The 23,023-nt window shown below is 54.0% G+C and carries 21 protein-coding genes and 2 tRNA genes; 15 read left to right on the top strand and 8 right to left on the bottom strand.

Going from position 1 to position 23,023, the window contains the following annotated elements; translation table 11 throughout:
• Position 1: 1 nt before the first annotated feature.
• Positions 2–86: transfer RNA gene (locus tag G506_RS0118205), tRNA-Tyr, on the bottom strand.
• A 201-nt stretch (positions 87–287) separates the two neighbouring features.
• Between G506_RS0118205 and G506_RS20220 the strand changes: the two genes are divergently transcribed.
• From G506_RS20220 to G506_RS20215, 3 genes are all read left to right on the top strand, one after another.
• Positions 288–785, top strand: a complete 498-nt coding sequence (locus G506_RS20220) for a VC2046/SO_2500 family protein (protein WP_051202264.1) — start codon at positions 288–290, stop codon at positions 783–785.
• Positions 786–1,114: 329 nt separating this feature from the next.
• A complete protein-coding gene (locus tag G506_RS0118195; RefSeq protein WP_028118114.1) occupies positions 1,115–1,393 on the top strand; it encodes a DUF406 family protein in 279 nt (92 codons plus the stop codon).
• A gap of 98 nt (positions 1,394–1,491) precedes the next feature.
• Entirely contained in the window at positions 1,492–3,705 is a 2,214-nt protein-coding gene (locus G506_RS20215) for a putative bifunctional diguanylate cyclase/phosphodiesterase (RefSeq protein ID WP_051202263.1), read from the top strand.
• A gap of 42 nt (positions 3,706–3,747) precedes the next feature.
• On the opposite strand, the gene G506_RS0118185 is transcribed toward G506_RS20215, so the two are convergent.
• Together G506_RS0118185 and G506_RS0118180 are read right to left on the bottom strand one after the other, a co-directional pair.
• Positions 3,748–4,203 (bottom strand): YchJ family protein, encoded by a 456-nt coding sequence (locus G506_RS0118185; protein WP_028118113.1) that lies wholly within the window; start codon positions 4,201–4,203, stop codon positions 3,748–3,750.
• 5 nt (positions 4,204–4,208) lie between these two features.
• Complete coding sequence (locus G506_RS0118180) at positions 4,209–4,724, bottom strand: YybH family protein (RefSeq protein ID WP_169628130.1); 516 nt, start codon at positions 4,722–4,724, stop codon at positions 4,209–4,211.
• A gap of 212 nt (positions 4,725–4,936) precedes the next feature.
• On the opposite strand from G506_RS0118180, the gene smrA reads away from it, so the two are divergent.
• A complete protein-coding gene (smrA, locus tag G506_RS0118175) occupies positions 4,937–5,512 on the top strand; it encodes a DNA endonuclease SmrA (RefSeq protein WP_028118111.1) in 576 nt (191 codons plus the stop codon).
• Between the two features lie 71 nt (positions 5,513–5,583).
• On the opposite strand, the gene nrfD is transcribed toward smrA, so the two are convergent.
• The 4 genes from nrfD to G506_RS20205 all read right to left on the bottom strand — a co-directional run bounded on the left by nrfD (position 5,584) and on the right by G506_RS20205 (position 11,534).
• Complete coding sequence (gene nrfD, locus G506_RS0118170) at positions 5,584–6,531, bottom strand: NrfD/PsrC family molybdoenzyme membrane anchor subunit (RefSeq protein WP_028118110.1); 948 nt, start codon at positions 6,529–6,531, stop codon at positions 5,584–5,586.
• Entirely contained in the window at positions 6,528–7,100 is a 573-nt protein-coding gene (locus G506_RS20210; RefSeq protein ID WP_035387521.1) for a 4Fe-4S dicluster domain-containing protein, read from the bottom strand. Before G506_RS20210 ends, nrfD begins: the two co-directional genes overlap by 4 nt.
• Before the next feature lie 12 nt (positions 7,101–7,112).
• Complete coding sequence (gene phsA, locus G506_RS0118160; RefSeq protein ID WP_028118109.1) at positions 7,113–9,392, bottom strand: thiosulfate reductase PhsA; 2,280 nt, start codon at positions 9,390–9,392, stop codon at positions 7,113–7,115.
• Positions 9,393–9,725: 333 nt separating this feature from the next.
• Entirely contained in the window at positions 9,726–11,534 is a 1,809-nt protein-coding gene (locus G506_RS20205) for a sensor histidine kinase (protein WP_240473459.1), read from the bottom strand.
• Positions 11,535–11,682: 148 nt separating this feature from the next.
• On the opposite strand from G506_RS20205, the gene G506_RS0118150 reads away from it, so the two are divergent.
• On the top strand, positions 11,683–12,279 hold the full coding sequence (locus G506_RS0118150; protein WP_028118108.1) for a response regulator transcription factor: 597 nt from the start codon (positions 11,683–11,685) through the stop codon (positions 12,277–12,279).
• A gap of 63 nt (positions 12,280–12,342) precedes the next feature.
• On the opposite strand, the gene rimO is transcribed toward G506_RS0118150, so the two are convergent.
• Positions 12,343–13,782: a 30S ribosomal protein S12 methylthiotransferase RimO gene (rimO, locus tag G506_RS0118145; RefSeq protein ID WP_028118107.1), complete on the bottom strand. Its 1,440-nt coding sequence runs from the start codon at positions 13,780–13,782 to the stop codon at positions 12,343–12,345.
• 270 nt (positions 13,783–14,052) lie between these two features.
• Between rimO and psrA the strand changes: the two genes are divergently transcribed.
• From psrA to G506_RS0118085, 10 genes are all read left to right on the top strand, one after another.
• Positions 14,053–14,706 (top strand): TetR family transcriptional repressor PsrA, encoded by a 654-nt coding sequence (gene psrA, locus G506_RS0118135; protein ID WP_028118106.1) that lies wholly within the window; start codon positions 14,053–14,055, stop codon positions 14,704–14,706.
• A gap of 516 nt (positions 14,707–15,222) precedes the next feature.
• Positions 15,223–17,352 carry a prolyl oligopeptidase family serine peptidase gene (locus G506_RS0118125; protein ID WP_028118104.1) on the top strand — a complete coding sequence of 710 codons (2,130 nt, stop codon included), beginning with the start codon at positions 15,223–15,225 and terminating at the stop codon, positions 17,350–17,352.
• A 199-nt stretch (positions 17,353–17,551) separates the two neighbouring features.
• The gene (ybgC, locus tag G506_RS0118120; protein WP_028118103.1) at positions 17,552–17,962 is read left to right on the top strand and encodes a tol-pal system-associated acyl-CoA thioesterase; all 411 of its coding nucleotides are present in this window, start codon (positions 17,552–17,554) and stop codon (positions 17,960–17,962) included.
• A complete protein-coding gene (tolQ, locus tag G506_RS0118115; RefSeq protein ID WP_028118102.1) occupies positions 17,952–18,644 on the top strand; it encodes a protein TolQ in 693 nt (230 codons plus the stop codon). Before ybgC ends, tolQ begins: the two co-directional genes overlap by 11 nt.
• Positions 18,644–19,075, top strand: coding sequence for a protein TolR (gene tolR / locus G506_RS0118110; protein WP_028118101.1), 432 nt, complete (start codon positions 18,644–18,646; stop codon positions 19,073–19,075). The genes tolQ and tolR overlap by 1 nt, the downstream gene beginning before the upstream one ends.
• A 2-nt stretch (positions 19,076–19,077) precedes the next feature.
• On the top strand, positions 19,078–20,028 hold the full coding sequence (tolA, locus tag G506_RS0118105) for a cell envelope integrity protein TolA (protein WP_035387520.1): 951 nt from the start codon (positions 19,078–19,080) through the stop codon (positions 20,026–20,028).
• A 7-nt stretch (positions 20,029–20,035) separates the two neighbouring features.
• Entirely contained in the window at positions 20,036–21,388 is a 1,353-nt protein-coding gene (tolB, locus tag G506_RS0118100; protein ID WP_051202262.1) for a Tol-Pal system beta propeller repeat protein TolB, read from the top strand.
• 21 nt (positions 21,389–21,409) lie between these two features.
• A complete protein-coding gene (locus tag G506_RS0118095) occupies positions 21,410–21,973 on the top strand; it encodes an OmpA family protein (RefSeq protein ID WP_028118098.1) in 564 nt (187 codons plus the stop codon).
• A 25-nt stretch (positions 21,974–21,998) separates the two neighbouring features.
• Positions 21,999–22,766: a tol-pal system protein YbgF gene (ybgF, locus tag G506_RS0118090; protein WP_028118097.1), complete on the top strand. Its 768-nt coding sequence runs from the start codon at positions 21,999–22,001 to the stop codon at positions 22,764–22,766.
• A gap of 180 nt (positions 22,767–22,946) precedes the next feature.
• A tRNA-Lys gene (locus tag G506_RS0118085) sits at positions 22,947–23,022 on the top strand.
• Position 23,023 lies beyond the last annotated feature (1 nt).

The following is a 23,023-nucleotide window of genomic DNA, read 5'->3' as shown; positions in this document are numbered from 1 at the left end:
ATGGTGGAGGGAGACGGATTCGAACCATCGAAGGCAGTGCCGGCAGATTTACAATCTGCTCCCTTTGGCCACTCGGGAACCCCTCCAGAAAAATTTTTATACTTATCAGAGGATTTCCCAACCCGCTCTAACAAGTGCCGTGCTTTGGCGTATACGCCGCTGCCTCAATGCGGGGCGTATACTAGCAATTTCTTTGCGCCTGTAAAGCGCCAAGATCATTTTTTTTCTAAAGTTTTGCTTTGTTGGTGCGATAAACCCTTTGAACGGTTTGTTTTTGGATGTTTTCTATGCGCACTGACGCCATTTTGGTCAATGAACTGCAACTGGGGAATGCCCTCAGTAGCGCGGTGACCGAATCGCGTCGTAGCGACTTTGGCTTAATGCTGGCGATGCTGGTGCAAGACGCACGATGCTTTGCCGAGTTCCAGTTGCCAAGTGCCAGCAGCAACCCTGCATTATCATTGCGGCAGCGGCTGCAGTTGCCCGACGAGGCGCCGATGGTTCGCCAGTATTGCGAGGATCAGCGTGCCATTCGCTGCGCCGAAGCGTTCCAACAATCGGGGCTAACCCAAAGCCGACTGCAACAGTGTCTTGAACCGGAACCACTGGAGCTGCGCGGCCCGTACCCATTTGGCTTGCAGCAAGCGTTCAACAACGCCGAGCCGTGGTCACAAGCGATGCCACAGATGGCCACCAATCCGAAACCGCTGCCGCCACACAAGCAGTTAGCGGACATTATCGCCGAACAACGGCTGCAATCGGCGGCGTTGGTTGCGGTCGCCTAGGGCGTATTGCTGTTTCAGCTTTCAGCTTTCAGTTTTCAGCTTTCAGTTTTCAGTTATTAGAATTAGACCGAGGTTGGCGGCTGTCATTGAGGATGCGATTGGCAGCCCCGGGTTTTAAATCGAAATCTTGCTGTTGAGAGTTACGTCCGCGACTGGGCGTAAAAACAGATGGCAAAGGTCAACTGTCCTAGTGCAGTAACAAGCGATTACCTCTATCGAGTAAGTTTATTTAGCAAAGGCAATAGCCGTGACACTGATCACAGCCTTGCTGGTCGTCACCCCTATAATCGGCAACAACTTCCCGTTTTGATAGATCCTAAGAGGCACCCATGTCTTTTAAACATGAACAAACCGCCAGCGATTGCTGTGGCGCTTATGCTGATATCGGTACCGTTATTTCTGCCGAAGATAACGTGCTAGAGGTAAACTTTGCTGCGGCTGACGAAGCGGCTGGCATGGCGGAATTTGATGCCTATCTGGCTCGTGCGCAGCAGCGCTTTGCGGAAGTAACCGGCGATGCGGCTTGGGATGCAGACAGTGCCATGATCAAAGGTCAGGTTACCTTTAGCTGTGCCGCCGAGCGTCTGATTTTTGAGATGGGCGCATAATCTAGCTTCAGCGTCGGCGTTAGGTCGCAAAAATTAAGCTAAATCATTGTTGAAACAGGGGAATCGGGCTACCGTTCCCCTGTTTTTGTTGGTCAGGGATGGCACCATTAATGGCACAGTGCGCCATCGATGCGGCAGCGAGTTCGCATCATTCTCAATTCCTTGGTGGCCGTGCGTGGCAGTTAACCGAGACATTACAACATCAGTTTGCTGCTGATGGCTGTTCGTTTTGGCAGTACTGCGCGTCGTCGCAAGCGTTGCAATTGCTCTGTCATGGCGACAGCGGCAGTGCCGTTAGCCAACTGCCCATCCTGCAAGCTGCTCACTATCCAACCCTATTTAAGGCGCTAGCCGATGGCGAGGCCATAATGGCCAGCGCGGCGCGATTGCATCCGGCAACCTCTGCCCTTAATGGCCAGTGTTTGATTGAATATGGCGTCCATTCGCTGTTGCTGTTCCCGATAGTCGAGCAGCAATTGCTTGGTTGTGTCTTGCTGGAGTACTCCCAACCAACCCACTGGCAACCATCGCAGATTTTGCAAGGCCAACAACGGGTCGCTGACTTTGCTAAGCAGTTTGGGCAATTGCAAACTCAGCAACAACAGTTGTTACCTGAACTGCTGGATAACCTGTTCCAACGCTGTCCTACTCGTGTGGCGATCGTCGAGGCAGATACGCTTGAGATCGTTGCCATCAATCAAAGCGAGCAGCAAAGCAACCAGATGGCGGCGGCGGCGGTGATCGGTCGACCTGCCAGCCAGCTTGCGGTTTTCAAACAGCAGCCGCATTTGGCGCAGCAGTTGTTAACGCAGGTGCAGCAGCAATCCCACGCCAGTGGCGAATTTGCGATGGTGCTTAATGATGGCGTTAGCCATCAACTGAGACTGCGACTGGAAGCGATCCCCCACAGCAGTGGCCGTTATGTGGCGGTGTTTATCGATGACATCACCAAACAACATCTGTATCAGCAACAGCTCGAACAGCGGTTGTGGTTGTGCCCCTTAACTGGCGTTTACAACCGTGCTCGATTTATTGAACAGCTAAGCACGTCGCACCTAAAGCAATTGCTACTTGTTGATATCAAGGGCTTTCGTGCCTTTAACGACACCTACGGAGAGCGCGCCGGTGACTTCGCATTGCAAGAGTTGGCGCGGCGCTTGATTAACGTCACTGCGCCACTTAGCGGTGCAGAGGTCTACCGTATTGGTGCCGATGAGTTTGTGCTGGCGTGCTGCAATGGCGATTGCTGCCGTGAACTGCTTGCCAACAGCATCACTCTATTTAAACGGTTGCGCAGTGAGATGTTATTTGGCGGAGATACGCTTCATATCGATGTCAACATGGCGGCGCTGGATCTGGCGATGCTGGATCCGCAAATTGGACCACTTGCCGCGCTCGATATGGCGATGAAAGTCGCCAAGAGCAGTCGCACCCTGCATCAGTACAACGCCAAGATGCAACGGGCGTTTTTGGAAGAAGTGAAACTGGAAGTGGAGCTGCGCAGTGCCATCACTCGCAAGCAGATGCAACTGCATTATCAGCCGTTGATCGACGTCAGCAGTGGCCAGATTGTCGGTGCAGAAGCGTTGATCCGTTGGCAGCATCCGCGTTTGGGGTTGGTGTTTCCTGGGCGTTTTATTGATCTGGCGGAACGCAGTAACTTAATTGATGAAATTGGTCGCTGGGTATTTGAGTCGGCGCTGTATCAACTGCATTTATGGCAGCGACGTTGGCCGCAGATGACCATGCACGTTAACGTTTCGGTTAAGCAGCTAATGAGCGACGAGTTTTTCCAAATTTGTTGGGATCAACTTAATCGTTACCGTTTGCAGCCGGAATCGTTAGTGCTGGAGATCACCGAAAACAGCCTAATGGAAGATGTGGTGCAAACTGGACAGCTGTGTCATCAACTGGGCGAGCTGGGGCTAGAGTTAGCGATTGATGACTTTGGTACCGGCTACAGTTCGATGAGCTATCTGAAACAGTTGCCGGTGCAAAAGCTAAAAATTGATCGTTCCTTCATTGCCGATTTGGAATTTTCCCGTGAAAGCCGCCAGATTGTGCCGGCGATCATCGCCATGGGTAAAGCCTTGAATCTGCGGATCACCGCAGAAGGGGTTGAAAACCAGTACCAACAGCAGTTTTTACGCAGTCACATGTGTGACGAGATGCAAGGCTATTTCTACAGTCGTGCGATTCCAGCACAGGAGCTAGAGCAGCAGTTGGACGCGCAGTTTGGCCAAGGGGCAGCCTCAGTAGCGACATCAGAGGATCCGCTGCCAGCTCAGCCGTCCAGTGTGGCGACCAATTAGCGCGCCAACCGCGGCGTAGCAGCGGCTCGCATCGCTGCGGATTTAGCCGCAGCAGCGCTTAAATTTCTTGCCCGAGCCGCATAAGCAGGCATCGTTGCGCCCTGGTAACGTCGGGCTCGGTTGAATCTCGCCGTCGCGGTAATACCACAGGCCATCTTCACGGCTAAAGCGTGACCGTTCATGCAGCGCTTGCAGGCGCTTATCTTCCCGGTACCAAGCTTTAAACTCGACCTCTCCGACATCGCCAGTAACCGTTGCGTCGACAATTTGCAGGCAGTGCCAAGCGGTGGTTTGCGCCGATTCGCTGAGCTCTTCGCGGGTTAAGTCACCCCGAAAATCCGGATGGTGGGTCGCCAGCAGATAGTCGGCTTGATCCATCACAAAGGCGCAATAGCGCGAGGCCATCAACTGTTTTGGGGTTTCGGCGTGTGCCACACCGAGGTGCAGCGGTTGGCAACAGAGGCTGTAGTCGGTTTGACTACCGCATGGGCATAACATGGTGTTTAGTCTTTGTTGGCGGACGAGGCGGCGATTATCGCAAAAGCGTCGTCATAAACCAGCCCTGAAACCGGTTTGCTGTCGACAAATAATTGCTGTTCTACCCGAGACACACTGTCAGCCAAAATTTGCCAGCGACCTTCGCCATTTTGCAGCAAGGTAAATTGGTATTTGCCGCCAAACTGGGTTGGAGCTTCGCCACTGCTGGGCTCAGGCTGGTAACGAATTTGGTAGTAGCCGGCGTCGACCACCACCTGTTGATAGTGCACCCGATTGCTGCCACGAAAACGTATCTCGATGCTGCCTTGACGGTTAGCGACCTTGGTAAACCAGTGGTCATAAGCGGCCAAAATGTTGTCTCGCCCCTCAACAAACGGGCGTTTTTCCGAGACTCCCATCATTAGCGCTTGGGGCAGGTATTGCTGCTCAATTCGACTGCGATCGAGTTGCTGGTAAGCACTGGCAAACTCACGGTACAGCGTATTGATGGCATCGTCCTTGGCCATCAACGGCGGTGCCATAATCAGCACCATTAAGGGGAACAAAAAACGCAAAACATCCTCGCAACGTCCAACGCTCGGTTGGCGATATCCATATGGCCTCAGTGTGGCGGAGGCTGCGCTTAAGTAAAAGTGACAAAGCTTAACAATTTGTGAGATGCGTGCAGCAAATTGTCAGTGGTGGCGGTCAAATCGATATAATGACGGATATCGCGTGAATTGGAGGATCAATTATGGACAACGAACAGTCGTTGTTTTGGCAAGCGATGTCCGATGTGAAGCCTCTGGCAAAAAATGACAAAGTCGCTACCAGCGGGCCGACGGCAGTTACAGAGGCGCAGTTAGCGCGTCGAGCTGCAGCCCAAGCGCAGAGCCAGCAAGCTGATGACCAGTTAACTCTGGATGCGGTTGAACCGATAGATCCCGACGAGATCATTGGCTGGACCCGTGGCGGTATGCAGCACGGGGTCTACAAAAATCTGCGTCTTGGCCACTACAGCATCGACGCCCGCTTGGATCTGCATGGCTTGACGGTTGAACAGTCGCGTCAGGCACTGCTGCAATTTATTGCGGATTGTCAGCGCACTGACGTTCGCAGTGCCATTGTGCTGCATGGTAAAGGGCTGAACTCCAAGCCGTTTCGTGGGGTGCTTAAAAGCTATGTGGCCAAGTGGTTACCCTGCATTCCAGAAGTGCTGGCATTTCACAGTGCCCAACCGCACCACGGCGGCACCGGCGCGGTCTATGTGCTGATGAAAAAGAGCCCCAAGGCCAAGCTGGAAAACCGCGAACTGAACCGCAAGCGATAATGTTTGCGGTAAATTGGTAATAAAAACGCCCGCACTGGCAGCCAGTGCGGGCGTTTTTAATTAGCCAAGGCTTAGGAGATGTAGCTTTGGCCGGCGTACACCACGAAGTGACGCAGTGCCAACACGCCAAGGATGGTGCAGGAGGATACTGCCACCAAGAAGCCCTTGCTGTGTTTCCACGATTTTGGCGCAAAGGTTGAGGCCAGTACCGGTACCGCCAACCCTAAGCCAACTACGCCAATCCAGAACACCCCAGCCCAAGCGCCAGTGGTGATGGCGGCGGTTGCGGCTTGTGCCGCGGGGCCAGAGAAGTTCAGACCAACAAACAGCAGCACCAGACACAGTGCTTCGTTAAAGGCCACAGGGTATTCGATGCGGTGTACCTGCTCGATACAGTCGGACTCTTTTTTGCTAAAGAACAGGGTTGCCACCAGGATGTTACCGGCGGAGCCGACCGACAGCGCCGAAGCCAAGAACAGCGCTGGCAGTACCGCGGTGTTGAGGATCGGATAGCTGATCATCGCCGACAGCAAGAAGCCGGTGTAGACGCCAACGCCCAAAGCTAGAGCAAAGATCAGCTTGTTTAAGCTGGCTTCCGCTTGGCGGCACACTTTCAACATCCCAGTCAGTTGCGGCAGCGCTTTTAGCAATGGCTTTTCAAACTCCAGCGCCGCAAAGACAAACACCAGCGGGATGTACAACAGCAGAGCGATTACCCCCCACGACATCACCGAAGTCAGGTTGTAGTTGATGAGGATCAGGTAAAAATGGAACGGTTTAGTCAGATCCAGCACCAGCAGCGCCATCCCCAAACAGATTGCCACTGGCCCTAGCACGGCGGCGGCCTTCAGTACCGGCAGTCCTTCACACGGCAAACCGCGGGACTGCTTGTACCATTTCAGGCCAATAGCGACCAACATCGAACCGGCAGACAGGCCAGCCATAAACAGGTAAACCGCGATGATCCAGTTCCAAACGACCGGATCGTATTGCTCCATCGAGCCCCAGATATTGTTCATGCTTGGATCCCTCCTTTACGACCTGGGATACGGTACAAACGTGGCTTGGTGCCAAGGTTGAGCTTTTGCTGATAGTTCGGCTTGCTGTCCAGCAGACGGCGCACCTCACTGGTCAGATCGTTGGCGTCGCCAAACGTTAACGCTTGGGTAGGACAAACGCTGACGCAGGCTGGCAGTTCGCCGCGAGCCAAGCGGGTGTCTTTGCAGTAGTTGCACTTATCCGGTACTCGGGTCTCAGGGTTGATGAAGCGCACTTTGTAAGGACAGGCAGCAACGCAGTAGAGGCAGCCAACGCATTTGTCTTGTTTGATGGAGACGATGCCGTCGTCACCAACGTAGGCGGCGCCGGTTGGACAGACCTTCACACAAGGGGCGTTTTCGCACTGTTCGCAGGAAACGCGGTTGTACTTAAAGTGCAGGTTGGGGTAGTTGCCAAATGGGCCTTCAATCCGAACCTGCAGCCGAGTTACCGATTCTGGTACGTCATTTTCGCTGCGACAGGCGACACTGCAGGCCTGACAGCCGATGCATTTGCTTTCATCGTGCACGAGCACGTAACGCTTGCTCATAATCAACTCCAATTAAATCTTTTCGATCTTGACGCCAGTGGTGTGCAAGTTCATGCCGGTTACCGGCGAGGTTACGTGGGGTAGCAAGTTGCCGCAGTGGATCCCTTTGCCAGTTGCACGGGTTAGCTCTTTGTTCTTAGAGCCAAAGCCCATGTAGGCAAAAACGGTATCTGGGCGAATGCCTGGGGTTACTAGGGCGTGGCCCTCTTCGCTACCGGTGTCGTTGTAGATGCGAATGCGATCGCCGTTGGCAATATTGAGCAGGTTGGCGGTGACCGGATGGATCCACATGGCGTTGTCCGACATCAGGTTGGCCAACATCGGTACGTTGTGGGTGGCGCCGTTGGTGTGAATGGCGGTTTTGCCCTGAATAAAGAACAGCTCATCGGCTTTTTTCAGATTCACTTCACGGTAGCGAATGACCCCACGTCCCTCGGCCAACTGCTCCACCTTGGCCGAGCTCAATTCGATCTTGCCAGTTGGGGTGTTGAACTTAATGTGGCTGGCGTAGGTGCCATCAGCATCGGCGGCAACTGCGTTGCTGTGGGCCTTGGTAAACTGCTTAACCATGCCCGCTTCGCGCAGCATCAATGGGGTGCCGTAGCTAACGTAACCATCCTGTTTAAGCTGTTGCAGTAGTGCCGGGTTATTGCCGGTTTGGAACAGCTGCAAGGTTTCGATGTTATCCCAAGGGAAGTATTCACCGAGTCCCAGAGCGACTCCGATCTCTTTGAAGATCTGGATGCTGGCGCGGGTGTCGCCAATCGGCTCAACCACTTTTTGGCGAACGTAGTAGGCTGGATTTTTGCTGGAGATGTCGGCGATCTCTTCATCGCGTTCTAGGTAAGTGGACTCCGGCAACACCAGATCCGCATAGGCGGCGGTTTCACTGACGTAGATGTCACAACTGACGATGAAATCCATCTTGTTCATGGCCGCAACGACGCGGGCACGATCGGTCATGGTCTGCATCGGGTTGGTGCGGCTCATCACCCAACCGCGGATTTGGTAGGGTTTAGCTTCTAAGGTGGCATCCAAAATCGATTGGTAGATACCGCCAGATGCAGCGATCATCGCAAACTGCTTATCGACCAAGTCAATCCGCGGTGCGCTGATTTTAGGCAGATCTTTAACCCCTGGCTTGGCCAGCACTGGTGCCGCGGTTTCACCGGCGAACTTGTTGTAGGTGCTCGCTTTTTTAGCGAAGTACAGGCCGCCTTTGCGCTCTAAGTTACCGATCAGCACGTTCACCGCATAGATGGCGCGGCGCATCTCGAACTCTTCTGGGGTGAAGGTGGCACGGTGACCAAAATCCATCAGCGCATGGGGCGCGGCAGCGGCCAATTCGTGGGCAATCCGGCGAATGTCTTTGGCTGGCACATCGGAGATCGCTTCCGCCCACTCTGGGGTGTATTGCTGCACTTCGGCGGCGAACTCATCAAAGCCGCTAACGTACTGCTGAACAAACTCGCGGTCGTACAGATTGTCGTTGATCAGCACATGGCTAATGGCCAAGGCCACGGTGACATCGGTGCCGGGCTTGATCGCATACCATTCATCGGCTTTGTCGGCGACGATCGAAAAGCGTGGTTCAAACACCACCAACTTGGCGCCTTTTTCGGTTTGCGCGTGCATCATGCCGCGGGTTTCCGCCATGTTGATGCCTTCGTACAGGTTATGCCCGAAGTTAATGATGTACTTGGAATCGGCTAAGTCGCGTTTGACGCTGCCGCCGTACATCGCCTTGGCGGCAATGGCGTAGGCACCCGGACAGGTGGAAGCGTGGGTAAAGGTATTTGGGCTGCCGAAGGCTTTTGCTAAATGGAAGATAAAACCGTGGTTGGAACCGGATTTAGAGGAGAAAGCCACCGCTTCGGGGCCGTACTGCGCTTTGATCTGATTAAGGTTGTTGGCGATGATTTGGTAGGCTTCATCCCACTCGATCTGTTGCCATTTGCCTTCGCCGCGCGCGCCGATGCGCTTCAGCGGCTTAACCAGTCGTTGCTTATCGTACAGTTGGCTGTGGCCTGAGCCACCACGGGCACAAACCGCGCCGCCGAAATCTTTGGCTTTGGCGTTGCCTAAGATCGATACGTTTTTGCCATTGACCACTCGTGCAGAGATTGGGCAACGGGTTGAGCACATCTCACAGATGCTGGCGACTTCCGTGGCGGAGCCATTCAGTTGACCGCGCTCTAATGCGCCTAAGGTGCCCGGCAGCATGGTCGCAAGCGCGCAGCCAGCGGTACCGATGCCAGCGCCTTTAATAAAGGTTCGCCGATCTAGTTTCATGGAATTTGTCCCCGGTATTTTGGTGGATTACCAGGTCATTGTGCGAATGCGGGGACAGGGCGGATATTGTGGTTTACCACATAGTGGGTATTCGTCAGTCGAGGTTGTGAGCCATCTCAATGGTCAGAGGTTAACCGCCGCAACGGGCTGCTGCTGTCTATTGTGGTTTGCCACATAACTTGGGATTGTGCGAACCATCGCGCCAAAGCAAGCCTAATGGTCGCTGCGGTCACCTTTGTCTTGGTGGCTGATGCTGCTGGTTTGACTGTGCGGGCTAATCTGGCGCGTTGAATAACATTAAGGGAGCCTGATGGCTCCCTTGTTTGGGTTAAGTTAATGTACCGGTTGTTGGCTGCCACGGCGGCGCAGTTTTAACTGCGCTTGACAACCCAGTTGGCCATCATCGCGCTGCTGCAAGGTAAACAGCCCTTGATGCTGTTTAATGATGTCGTTACAGATCGCCAGCCCTAAACCTAAGCCATCGGCTTTGGTGGAGAAAAAGGTCGCCATCAGCGCATCGCTCTCCAGTGCTAAGCCTGGGCCATTATCGATAACCGCAAGATTGACCTGCTCGGCCAAAAACTGAAACTGTACCAATAACTGGCCGTGATGCGGTGCTGGGCACTCATCTAAGGCATCAATGCTGTTTTTCAAAATATTCACCAGCACTTGCAGCAACCCAACACGATCGCCGCTGATGAAAAACGGTTCGCCTTCAACCTGAGTGCGAACTTCGATTTGGCGCCGGGTTAATTCGACGTTCAGTAGCGCTAACGCCTCATCCACCAGCGACAGCAGGTTTACGTCGCTCATCACCGCTTCCCGGCGCTTAAGCAGACCGCGGATCCGCTGCACCACCTCGGAGGCGCGTTGCGATTGGCTTTGGATCTTCTTAAGCAGCGCCAAATGATCGTCGCTCGTTCCTCGGCCGGCCTGCGCTCGCATAATGCCTCCTTCACTGTAGTTACTGATGGCGGCAATCGGCTGATTCAACTCGTGCGCTAATCCTGCGCCAATCTCTCCCAGTATCGCGCTGCTTTGTAGCCGCTCCATGGCGATCGCATTGAGTTTTAACTGGCGCTCGCTGGCCAGCAGCGCTTCGCTTTTCTGACGAAACTTATATTCAATCCAAAAGTGGTAACTGGTCGCCAGAACAAACAGCAGGATGGCGACAACGCCCCAGTGGTCATTGGCTTTTAACCAGTGATAAAGCTGATCCCACTTGTTGTCGTTGGCTTGGGTGAACTGCAGTTCATCGAACAGTTGGATCACCTGCAGTTGGCTAATGGGGGAGGTCCAGCCACTTAACTGCGCCTTGATGGCCGCTGGGTGCTCGGCGGGCAATGCCAGTAGCGCTTGGGTTAACCGTTTAGTTAGGTCGACCTGAACCTTTTCACTGGCGGCAAATGACCAATTCGGATACAGGTTGGTTGAGCACTGACATTCAAAACCGCTGGGGCGACTGGGGTTGAGCACGCGGTACTGATCGGCACTGATTAACCCCCGTTGGCTCATCTGCTCTAGGGTGCAAACTGGGGTAATGGCGGCGTCAACATTGCCATCGCGCACTTGATAGATCAGGGGATCCAGCGGAAAACCCAAGAAATTGACCCGTTTAAACCATGAGGTACTGTCGACGCCCAACTGCTTTAATAGACCGATGGTGGCTTGGTATCCGCCCAACGCGTGGGGATCACTGGCGGCGATGGTTTTATTTTGCAGGTCAAACAGGGTGCGGATCTCGCTGTCCTGCCGCACCACAATCGCCGAACCAATCGCCTTGGTGGTGCCATTGTGTTGACGTGATTTCATGGTTGCTAACCATGACAACGGGTATTGGTTGGACAGGTACAGGTACTGCCCCGGGTTGGTGATCAAAAACTGTATTTGGCCAGCTTGCAGGGCGTGGTTCAGTTCATTGAAGGTACCGGGATGGACGCGAAAGCGAGCATTAGGCAGTTGCTGGCTAAGGTAGTCCATTAATGGTTGCCAACGTCGCTCTGCATCCTGATAACCCCAATTGGCTAATACGCCAACATGGTAATCGACCACCTCGGTGTCCTCGGCAGTGGTGGCCTTCGCTGGGATGGCGGCCAACATCAGCGTCAGCAGCAAACTAAAGGTGGAAAACAAGCGCAACACGGCAAACTCGACAGCGTCAAAAAAGTCGAACCATACCTCACTCTTGAGCAATCCTGTGTGGGCTTATTCAAACTTTGCTTCAAACAACTCGCAAGCGAACAACAACTGCGATATTACCCAAAGCAGGAACACCAAGGTGAGTGATGAAATGACGACGATGCAGACCGTTTATTTGGTGGATGACGATGAAGCGGTGGCCGATTCTTTAACCTTCTTACTGGAAGGCTTTGGCTATCAAGTGCAGTGGTTTGCCGATGGCCAGCTGTTTTTGCAACAGATCGATTTGAGCCAACCCGGTTGCGTGATTTTGGACTCGCGGATGCCAGGGCTGACAGGGCAACAGCTGCAGCAGCAGCTGAATCAGAGCCAAAGTCCGCTGGCGGTGATCTTTTTAACCGGTCATGGCGATGTGCCGATGGCCGTCGATGCCCTGAAAAATGGCGCTTTCGATTTTTTCCAAAAGCCGGTGCAAGGCCAAGCGTTGGCAGATGCGCTGGCTAAGGGGTTGGCGCACAGTCAGCAACTTGGGCAAAAGCAGGCGGAACATCACTTGCTAGACAGCCTAACCGAACGGGAGCGCGAGATTTTTCGGTTGGTGGTTAGCGGTCAAACCAACAAGCAGATGGCCGATACCTTGTTTGTGGCGGTACGAACCATTGAAGTACACCGCGCTAAGGTGATGAAAAAGCTTGGCGCCAGCAACATCGCCGAGCTACTAAAACTGGCACCGCTGCTGGAAGGCTAACAACAAAATGCCCGCATCGGCATTGCCAATGCGGGCATCGATTAGTCGGTTCAGGCTGGGCGATTACGCCTGTTCGCCTTCTTCCTCTTCGTCGTCTTCGACCAGAGTACCGAACAGGTCGTGGTCGTCGGCGTATTCGATCGCAACCCACACCATATCGCCAGGATTTAGATCGTACTCACCGCCGATGGTCACTTTGCCGTCGATCTCTGGGGCATCTGCGTAGCTGCGGCCGATGGCGCCGTCTTCGCCAATCTCATCCACCAGTACCAACATCTCTTGGCCGATGCGATCTTGCAGCTTGTCACGGCTGATCTCGGCTTGCAGTGCCATAAAGCGCTGGAAGCGTTCTTCAGCGATTTCGTCGGACACTGGGTTGTCCAGTTCATTGGCCTTGGCGCCTTCCACGGGGCTGTACTTAAAGCAGCCAACGCGATCTAGCTGTGCCGCTTCAATGAAGTCCAGCAGTTGCTCGAACTCCTCTTCGGTTTCGCCAGGGAAACCGACGATAAAGGTAGAGCGGATCACCAGATCTGGGCAGATCTCGCGCCAGCGCTGGATCTGCTCCAGAGTGCGTTCGGCGTTGCCCGGGCGTTTCATCCGTTTCAATACCGATGGCGCGGCGTGCTGCAGTGGCACATCCAAGTAAGGCAGAATCTTGCCTTCCGCCATTAGCGGCATCAGCTTTTCAATGTTTGGGTAGGGGTAGACGTAGTGCAGACGTACCCAAATGCCGAATTCCGCCAGCTTGGTTGCCAGCTCCAGCAGCGCGGTTTTAACCGGCATGCCATTCCAGAATCCGGTCTTGTGCTTAACGTCGGTACCGTAAGCGCCGGTGTCTTGGCTGATCACCAGCAGCTCTTTTACGCCTGCTTCTTTCAGACGTTTGGCTTCATCCAAAATGTTGCCGATTGGACGGCTGTCCAACTCGCCACGCATCGATGGGATGATGCAGAAAGTACATTTGTGATCGCAGCCTTCGGAGATCTTTAGATAGGCGTAGTGACGTGGAGTCAGCTTGACGCCGTGATCGGGGATCAGGCTGGTCATTGGGTTGTGTTCTGGCTTTGGCAGCAGTTGGTGTACCTGTTCCAGTACCATTTCGTAAGCGTGTGGGCCGGTGATCCCCAGTACTTTCGGGTGGATCTGGCGAATTTCGTCCTCTTTGGCACCCAGACAACCGGTTACCAGCACCTTGCCGTTTTCCGCCAACGCTTCGCCGATGGTGTCCAGTGACTCTTGCACCGCCGAGTCGATGAAACCACAGGTGTTGACGATCACCAGATCGGCACCAGCGTAGCTGTTGATGATGTCGTAGCCTTCAATGCGCAGCTGAGTCAGGATCCGCTCGGAGTCCACCAAGTTCTTTGGGCAGCCCAAAGAGACGAAACCAATCTTGGTGCCATTGGCTTGGTCGCCCATCTGCGGTGCGGTCACGGTTGGGTGAGTGGTGCTCGGCTGGGTGGCCGTGGCTGCGTTTGGATCAAAGGTGTTTACGGTCATCGAGGTCGATTACTCGCTGTGGTTGAAAAAGTCGGCGGATTATACCCGAAGGTGAGTTGCCTTTAAACGGTTAGCACTGCTAACCGCGGCGGCGTTTCAACGCCGCTGGCTGGTGCTTTGGCGAAGGGGGTTTGCCGACCGCTTGGTGGTGTTTTAGTTGGGCGGCCATAGCAACAGCTAGGCGGTTGATAATCATATCCGCTTTGACTTCCGCTGGAGCTGAGCATATTTTAAACGAACGTTTAATTGTAAACAGATGGATGCCAACTTATGAGTAATAGGTTAACAACCAAGGAGCGGATCTTAAACGCAGCAGAGCGCTTGTTTGCCGAGCGCGGTTTTTCCGAAACCTCGTTGCGACTGATTACCAGCAAAGCGGAAGTCAATCTGGCGTCGGTTAATTACCACTTCGGCTCCAAAAAAGAGCTGATCCAAGCGGTACTGGCGCGTTATCTGGATCATTCAATGCCACAGATGTTGCAGGCACTGAATCAGTTAGATAGCCGCGCCAACTTGCGTTTGGATGAGGTCTTTGAAGCGATGGTGGCGCCATTAATGACCGCCAACAACGTGCGCCATAATGGCACCGTGATCTTCTTACAACTGCTTGGTCGCGGCTACATTGAAAGCCAAGGGCATCTGCGTTGGTTTGTCACCACCAAGCATGGTGAAGTACTGCAACAGATGGCACGGTTGATTGACCGAGCTGCGCCCCATGTAACGCCTGTTGAGGTGTTCTGGCGACTGCATTTTAGTTTGGGAGCGCTGGTGTTCACCATGAGTTCATTTGATGCACTGGCGGATATTGCGGCGGCGGATTTTGAGCAGCACAACAACGTTGAATCGGTGCTGCGGCGGGTGATCCCTTATCTTGCCTCTGGGGTGTCCGCGCCGTTACCGCAACTGACGGAGATTGCGGTTTAAACGGTGCCGATGGCGTCGCCTAATCAACGCATAACCCCTTGAAAACACCGCTTTAGCGGTGTTTTTTTGATAAAAAAAACCCGTCGATTTTCATCAACGGGCTGAGATTGAAATTCAATCAAGATATACAAGGAAGTTAAGCAAAAGAACCAGGGAACGCGGTTGAAGTGCTCAAGTTCAACAGCGCCGGAATCTATCTGACAAGTCAGCGCCTCCGATATGTTGCGCATTCTAGGCAGGAAGTTGCCCCCTCTCAACCAAGAAAAATCGGCAGTTCGCATTAGAAAAACTTATTTATGTCGGTAAGTTGATTTGAAGCAAATTACCGCTTTGAGGTGGCGCGTGCTGCGGCTAAAACTGTGATCTGGATAACGCAATTGATGGCGCCCACACCAACAATTTGTAATGTTTTGACACAACCTTGCGCTCGTCACATACAAAACAACGGTGATCACCGTTACCGGAATAGATACACTGCCTGCGTGGATTAACCTTTGATTAACAAGGATTTCGTTAATGAACCAACGGATAACCAGCACTCTTTGGGCGGCCGCAGCCGCGATGATACTGAGTGGCTGCCAACAGACCCCAGTGGCGATAACCGCGGCGATGCCACAGGCCGCGTCCGAACCATTAGTTGAACAACTGCATGGCGTCGCGGTTGCCGATCCCTACCGTTATTTAGAGCAGCCGCAAGATCCGCGCACTCAGAGTTGGGTTAAGCAACAGCAGCAATATGGTGAGGATTATCTGGCGGGCATCGCCAACCGTGAGGTGTTAGAGCAACGTATCGCCGAGCTTTGGGACTACCCATCCCAGCGGGCGCCGCAGATCCGTGGCCAGATGCAGTTGTATTTCGCCAACGACGGCCTACAAAGCCAAGACGTACTGTATTTGCAAATCGGCAAAGCGCAGCCTCGGGTGCTGCTGGATCCCAATACCTTCTCCGATGATGGCACGGTCGCCTTAAGCGGCACCTCATTAAGCCCAGATGGTAAGGTGCTGGCCTACGGCACCTCGGTGTCCGGCTCGGATTGGCAAACATGGCAGTTTTTGGATGTAGCAACCGGTGAGCCGCTGGCGGACAAACTGGAGTGGCTTAAATTCACCAGCGCCGAATGGGCTAAAGATGGCAGTGGCGTATGGTATGCCCGTTACGATCAGCCCAATGCCGACAGCAAGCTGGAACAGGTTAACTATCACCAAAAACTTTACTTCCACCGTTTAGGTGACGTGCAAAGCCAAGACCAATTGGTCTATGAACGGCCGGATAAAAAAGAGTGGGGCTTTGGCACCGATGTTACCGACGACGGTAAGCACCTACTTATTTACGTGTGGCAGGGTACCAGTCCGAAAGTTGGCCTGTTCATCAATCAGGTTGGTAGCGCTGAAGTGAAGCCGCTGTTGACCGACTTTGATGCCAGCTATGCCTATTTAGGCGATCACCAAGGCCGATTGCTGTTTTTGACCGATAAAGACGCCCCCAACAGCAAGGTCGTTGCCATTGATCCAGACAAGCCCACCGAGTTTAAAACGGTCTTAGCGCAAGGGCAGTGGCCGATTGATCAGATCAAGCTAGTGAATGGCCACTTAGCGGTAGTGACCTTAAAAGATGTGCTGGCGGATCTGAACTTGTACGATCTCAATGGTACCTTGGTGAACCGTGTTGAACTGCCAGGCGCCGGTCGGGTTCGTAACCTAAAAGGCCAAGCCGACGGCGGCGATCTGTACTTTGAATACAACAGTTATACCCAGCCGAGTGCGGTCTATCGCTTTGATTTTGCCGAGAAGCAGCTGGTTGCCCATTCGCAACCACAAGTGGCCTTTAACCCCGACGATTTCGTTACCGAGCAGGTGTTCTATCACAGCAAAGATGGCACCCGGGTGCCGATGCTAATCTCCTATAAAAAAGGATTACAAAAAGATGGCACTAATCCGACGCTGTTGTACGCCTATGGCGGCTTTAACATCAGCGTGACGCCGCGGTTCTCACCAGCCAATATCGCCTGGATGGAGCTTGGCGGTATTTATGCGGTGCCTAACATTCGTGGCGGCGCCGAATACGGCGAGGCATGGCATCAAGCGGCGTTGTATGGCAACAAACAGAATGTGTTTGACGACTACTACGCCGCCGCCGCTTACCTGATCGCCAATGGCTATACCAATCCCAGCAAACTGGGCGGCTATGGCCGCTCTAACGGTGGCTTGTTGATGGGAGCGGCGTTGACCCAACGGCCGGATCTGTTTGCCGCACTGCTGCCTGCGGTGGGGGTGCTGGATATGCTGCGCTTTCATAAATTCACCATCGGTTGGGCTTGGGTTTCCGAATATGGCAGTGCCGATAACCCACAGCAGTTCCCGTTCTTAAAAGCCTATTCGCCGTATCACAATGTCGCTAAACGTGATTATCCTGCCACCATGGTGATGACCGCTGATCACGATGACCGTGTGGTTCCCGCGCACAGTTTTAAGTTTACCGCCATGGTGCAACAGCAGCAGCAGGGCAGTGCGCCGATCATCGCTCGGATTGAGAGCAATGCCGGTCACGGTGCGGGTAAACCGACGGCGATGCGTATCGCCGAATATCGCGACATCTTCGCTTTTCTGATGGCCAGCTTTAAGCAACCGTTGCCCGCACAAATGTAACCAAGTTACATCGCTGAAATTAGCCGAAGGGTTTGAATTCATTCAGATCCTTCGGTTTTTTGTTGGCATTTGCAGCAAAAATGTTAGCGCCGCTTGAAGCTTAAGCAAAAACTGTGGCGTGTCGGTGCTTTTACCCCCTCCCCGCCGTCACTGGGCTCAGGTATAGTAGCGGCAATATTCCGTTAAATCGTTGTAAGTTTTGTCTAATCCAAGCTTTGACTGGCCAGTGCGGATCTACTATTCCGATACCGACGCTGGCGGTGTGGTTTATCACGCTAACTATTTGAACTTTTTTGAACATGCACGGACTGAAATGTTGCGTGCCGCCGGTTTTGATCAGGGTCATGATAGCGATCATCCGTGGATGTTCGTGGTGAAAAACATCAACATCGATTTCATCCGACCCGCGCGGTTAAACCAGCAACTGTTGGTGGTGACCGAGATCACCGCTTGCAGCGGCGCCCGCATTGAATTTTCACAACAACTGCTGGACCAACAACAGCAGTGCTACTGTCGAGCGCAAGTGCAAGTGGCTTGCCTTGATAGCCACAGTTTCCGCCCAACGCGGATCCCCAATGCCATTAAAGAGGAGCTAACCCGTGCACACTGAGATCTCATTTATCGGCCTATTTCTGCAGGCCAGTGTGCTGGTTAAGCTGGTGATGTTGCTGCTGCTGGCGTTGTCGGTTGCAGCGTGGGCGGTGATCTTTCAGCGAATCAAGGTGCTTAAGCAGGCCAACAACCAAGCTAAGGCTTTTGAAGACCGCTTCTGGTCTGGGGTTGATTTGAATCAACTGTATAAAGAGGTCTCTGCTCGCGGTGACAACAACACCGGCATGGAGTTGATGTTCAGTAATGGCTTTCGTGAATACGTGCGCCTAAGTAAGTCCTCGACCAACCCTGATGCCATCACCAGCGGCAGTTACCGAGCGATGCGGGTGGCACTGAGCCGAGAAGTGGATAAGTTAGAGCTGCATCTACCGCTGCTGGCGTCAATCGGTTCCACCAGCCCGTACATCGGCCTATTTGGTACGGTGTGGGGGATCATGAACTCCTTCATCGCCTTGGGCGCCGTCAAAAACGCTACCTTAACCATGGTCGCACCAGGCATCGCCGAGGCGTTGATCGCGACCGCCATGGGCTTGTTCGCGGCGATCCCCGCGGTGATTTTCTACAACCGTTTAAGCACCAAGGTGGAAAAGCTGGAGAACAGCTACATCAACTTTATGGATGAGTTTTCCGCCATCTTGCACCGTCAAGCCTACAGCACCAAAGTGGAGCAGCAGGGCTAATGCAATACATTCCCCGTAAGCGCCGCCGCAAGGTGGCGGAGATCAACGTGGTGCCTTACATCGATGTGATGTTGGTGCTGTTGATCATCTTTATGGCGACCGCCACTGTGGTGACCCAAGGGGTTAGTGTCGATCTGCCGCAGGCGCAGTCGCAGCCGTTGTCGACGGAAAGCGAACCGCCATTGGTGGCTTCGGTCACGGTCGATGGTGAATTTTTCTTAAACAACGGTAGCGTCGATCAAAACCAATCGTTGCAGTTGGATGAATTGGCGGCGCTGGTGGCTGCGGAGCTGCAATTGGCACCGAACCGGCCGGTGGTGGTCAATGGCGATGGCCGGGTGCCCTACGATCAGGTGATTCAATTGATGGTAACGCTGCAGGCGGCCGGGGTGCCGTCGGTGGGATTGATGACCGATTCGGGGGATCAATAACGATGAAATCGCCAATGACGGTGCCAGTGGCAATCTCGCTGCTGTTACACGTGGGGGTTATTGCCCTGTTGATGGTGAGTGTCGACTTCGCCGCCAAACCAGAGGCGATGCCGCAGCAATCGGCGGCGCCGGTGGTGAAAGCGACTGCGGTTGATAAGGCGGCGGTGCAGCAGCAGGTTGATCGCATTAAAGCCCAGCAAGCGGCGGCGCTGGCGGCCGAGCGTCAGCGCCAAGCCGAGGTTCAGCGCCAACTTGACGAGGTTAAACGCAAGAACAAGGCCGAGCAGGAGCGATTGGCAAAACTCGAGGAGCAAAAGCGTCAGCAGCAGTTGGAAGTCAAGCGCGCCGAAGAAGCGGCCAAGCAAGCCAAACTGAAGAAGCAAGCGGAAGAGCAAAAGGCCAAACAGGCGGCTGAGCAACGCGCCGCCGAAGAGAAAGCCCAGCGTGCTGCCGAGGCCAAGCGCAAGCAAGCGGAAGAGCAAGCACGCCAGGCTGAAGAAGCGCGTAAGCGCAAAGAGGCCGAACGACTAGCAGCAGAGAAAGCTGAAGCGGAGCGCAAAGCGGCAGCAGAGCGCAAACGTCAGCAAGAAGCGGCGCGTCAGGCTGCTGAGGCGGAACTGGCAGCACAGATGGCGGCGGAGCAAGCGCAGCTGGATCAGTTACGCCAGCAAAAAGTGATGAGCGAAGTCGACCGCTATGCGGTGCTGATCCAGCAGGCGATCAAACGTAACCTGCGCTCCGATCCGACCACCATCGGCAAAGAGTGTCAGGTGATGTTAAGCCTGGCGCCAGATGGCTTCGTGTATAACTACAGCGTATTAGGCGGTGACAGTAACCTCTGTCGCGCCACCGAAGCTGCCATTAAGGCAGCGGGCAACCTGCCGGTCTCCTCTGACGATGAGGTGTACCAGCAGATGAAACAGATCAACCTTCGCATTGCCTTGGAAAAGTAAGGACATGATGAGCAAAAAAACTCGTTGGGGAGCCCTGTTAGCGTGGCTAACCGTAGTGGTGCTGCAACCGGCACAAGCGGCTTTAGAGATTGTGATCACCGAAGGCGTCGATGCGGCGCGGCCGGTGGCGGTAGTGCCATTTGTCTATGAGGGGATCTCGCCGCTGCCAAGTCAGGTAGCGGATGTGGTCGCTTCCGATCTTAGCCGCAGTGGCTCATTTAGCCCACTGGCGCCAAATGATCTGCCACAAACCAATATTGGCGCTGAAAGCCAGATGGATCTGAGCCAATGGATCGCCACTGGCGCCGAAGCCGTAGTGGTGGGCACCATTCGCGAGCGTGGCCCGGATCAATATGAAGTGGGTTTCGAACTGATTGATCTGTTGCGAGCGCAAGCGGCGAACGAGACCAGCGCGGCTGGCAATCAGGACAAAGCGCATATTGTGGCGACATCGGCGGTGATGATCAGTGCCGCTGAGTTTCGCCGCTTTGGTCATCGGATCTCTGACATCGTTTACGAGAAACTGACCGGCATTAAAGGCGCGTTTCTGACTAAGATCGCCTACGTCACCGTCGGCGAACAAGAGAGCCGCAGTCGTTATCAATTACGGGTTGCCGATTACGATGGCTACGATGAACAGATGTTGTTGGGTTCCAGCGAGCCGCTGATGTCACCGTCGTGGTCACCAGATGGTAAGAAACTGGCGTACGTGTCGTTTGAAAACCGCCGTTCTGAGATCTACATCCAAGACGTCTTTAATCGCAGCCGCGAGAAGATCACCTCATTCCCGGGGATCAATGGTTCACCGAAATGGTCACCGGATGGCAAACAGTTGGCGATGACCCTCTCTAAAGATGGCAACACCGAACTGTACGTTATCAACTTGGCGACCAAAGCGCTGAAGCGAGTAACCAACCACTACGCCATCGACACAGAGCCAGCGTGGGCGCCAGACTCGAAATCACTGGTGTTTACCTCAGAGCGTGGCGGCCGGCCACAACTGTACCGAGTTTACCTTGATAGCAACCGCGTCCAACGCCTGACCTTCCAAGGTGAATGGAACCTCGGTGGCTCGATTACCCCGGATGGCCGCAGTTTGGTGATGGTGAATCGCACCAATGGCAAGTTCCACATTGCGCGGATGGATATGGACAGCAACCAGATGCAGGTATTAACCGAAACCTATCTGGATGAATCGCCAAGTGTTGCCCCGAACGGCAGCATGATTATTTACGGAACCAGCCACAATGGTCGCCAAGTATTGGCTGCAGTATCGATGGACGGTCGCTTTAAAGCGCGCCTGCCAATGCAGGTCGGCCACGTTAAAGCGCCAGCGTGGTCGCCATTTTTACAGTATTAAAAACAACAAGGATTTTTACCGATGAAACTGAATCAAGTACTGAAAGGGTTGCTGATTGTGATCCCTGCGTTGGCGCTGAGCGCCTGTAGTTCGACCTCTGGTGTGGATGCACAAAGCGGTGGCGTAAGCAGCGAAACCGTCAGCAATGGCGGCTACAACGACGGCTATGGCAACAGTGGCACTGGCGGCCCAGAGATGGGAGCGCTTGAGCAGCCAAAGACCCCAGAAGAGATCCAGCGCGAGCAGTACGCCGAGATGCGCAAAGAGAACATCATCTACTTCGCCTACGATCGCTCTGACATCGATCCAAAGTACGCGGAGATTTTAGAAGCGCACGCGGCCTTTTTGATTGAAAACCCACACAGCACCGTGCTGATCGAGGGGCACTCCGATGAGCGTGGCACTCCAGAGTACAATATTGCCCTGTCAGAGCGCCGTGGTCAGGCCGTACAGCGCTACATGCAAAGCCTTGGGGTACTGTCATCACAGATGAATGTGGTGCCTTACGGTGAAGAGAAGTTGATGGACAGTTCCGCCACCGAAGCGGCACATGCTACCAACCGCCGTGCGGTATTGGCGTACTAAGGCAATTAGAGAGTAAGGAGCCGTGATGAATAAAGCGGTTATGGCAGCGACGCTGCTGGGACTAAGTGCCGGTGCGTTGGCACAAGCGCCGGTGGTTGATGCTAATGCGCCGGGCGTTGCTGTCGCAACGACCGGCATCGCCAGCACCAGCCTAGAGAGCCGCGTTGCTCGATTAGAGCAACTGCTGCGTGCCAACAGCCAATCGACCTTGCGACTGGAACAGATGCTGGAACAGTTGCAACGGGAAAATGGTGAACTGCGAGGTTTGACCGAAACGCAGACCTATCAGATCGAGCAGATGACTGAACGGCAGCGTCAGCTGTATCAGCAGATTGCGAAATTGCAAAGCGCACCCAAAGTGGTGGCTCAGCCGGTGGTGACGGCGCCGGTAACTCAACCAACCGCTGGCGCTGCGGCGGTGGTGTCGCTATCGGAAACCGATGCCTACAATGCGGCGCTAAACTTGGCGACCAAAGAGCGTCGCTTTGATGATGCGGTTCCGGCGTTTCGCGATTTCATTGCCAAATACCCACAATCTAACCTGACGCCGAACGCCTACTATTGGCTGGGGCAGGTGCTGTTCACCCAAGGTCAGTTCGCCGAGGCCGATAAGATGTTTGCCAACTTGGTTGGTAACTATCCTAATTCGGGCAAGCGCGCCGATTCACTGTATAAGCAGGGATTGATTGCTAAGCAACAAGGCGACGCGGCGGCGGCCAAATTGCACTTTACTAAAGTGATTGAGCAATATCCTGGCAGCACGTCAGCCAAGTTAGCGCAAAAGCAGTTGTAGTGATTTGATTGAATAAGCGGTTATTTCGGCAAAACTTTTCTGGTTTTTGCTCGTTTTGCCGCTTTTCCGAGCAAGCGGCACGGAAGCGCAAATTTCCTATTGCAAGGCAAATCGAACTTGGTATTATAGCCGCCCGTCAGCAGGGGAGGCCGTCAAGGCAAGCGCTGCAGGCAGGTGGACGGGTCGTTAGCTCAGTCGGTAGAGCAGTTGGCTTTTAACCAATTGGTCGAAGGTTCGAATCCTTCACGACCCACCAT

Origin of the sequence: Ferrimonas senticii DSM 18821 (assembly GCF_000422665.1) — a bacterium.
GTDB classification, from domain to species: Bacteria; Pseudomonadota; Gammaproteobacteria; order Enterobacterales; family Shewanellaceae; genus Ferrimonas; species Ferrimonas senticii.
Note: the sequence above shows the minus strand (reverse complement) of the source record. Positions and strands in the feature narration are given on the sequence as shown.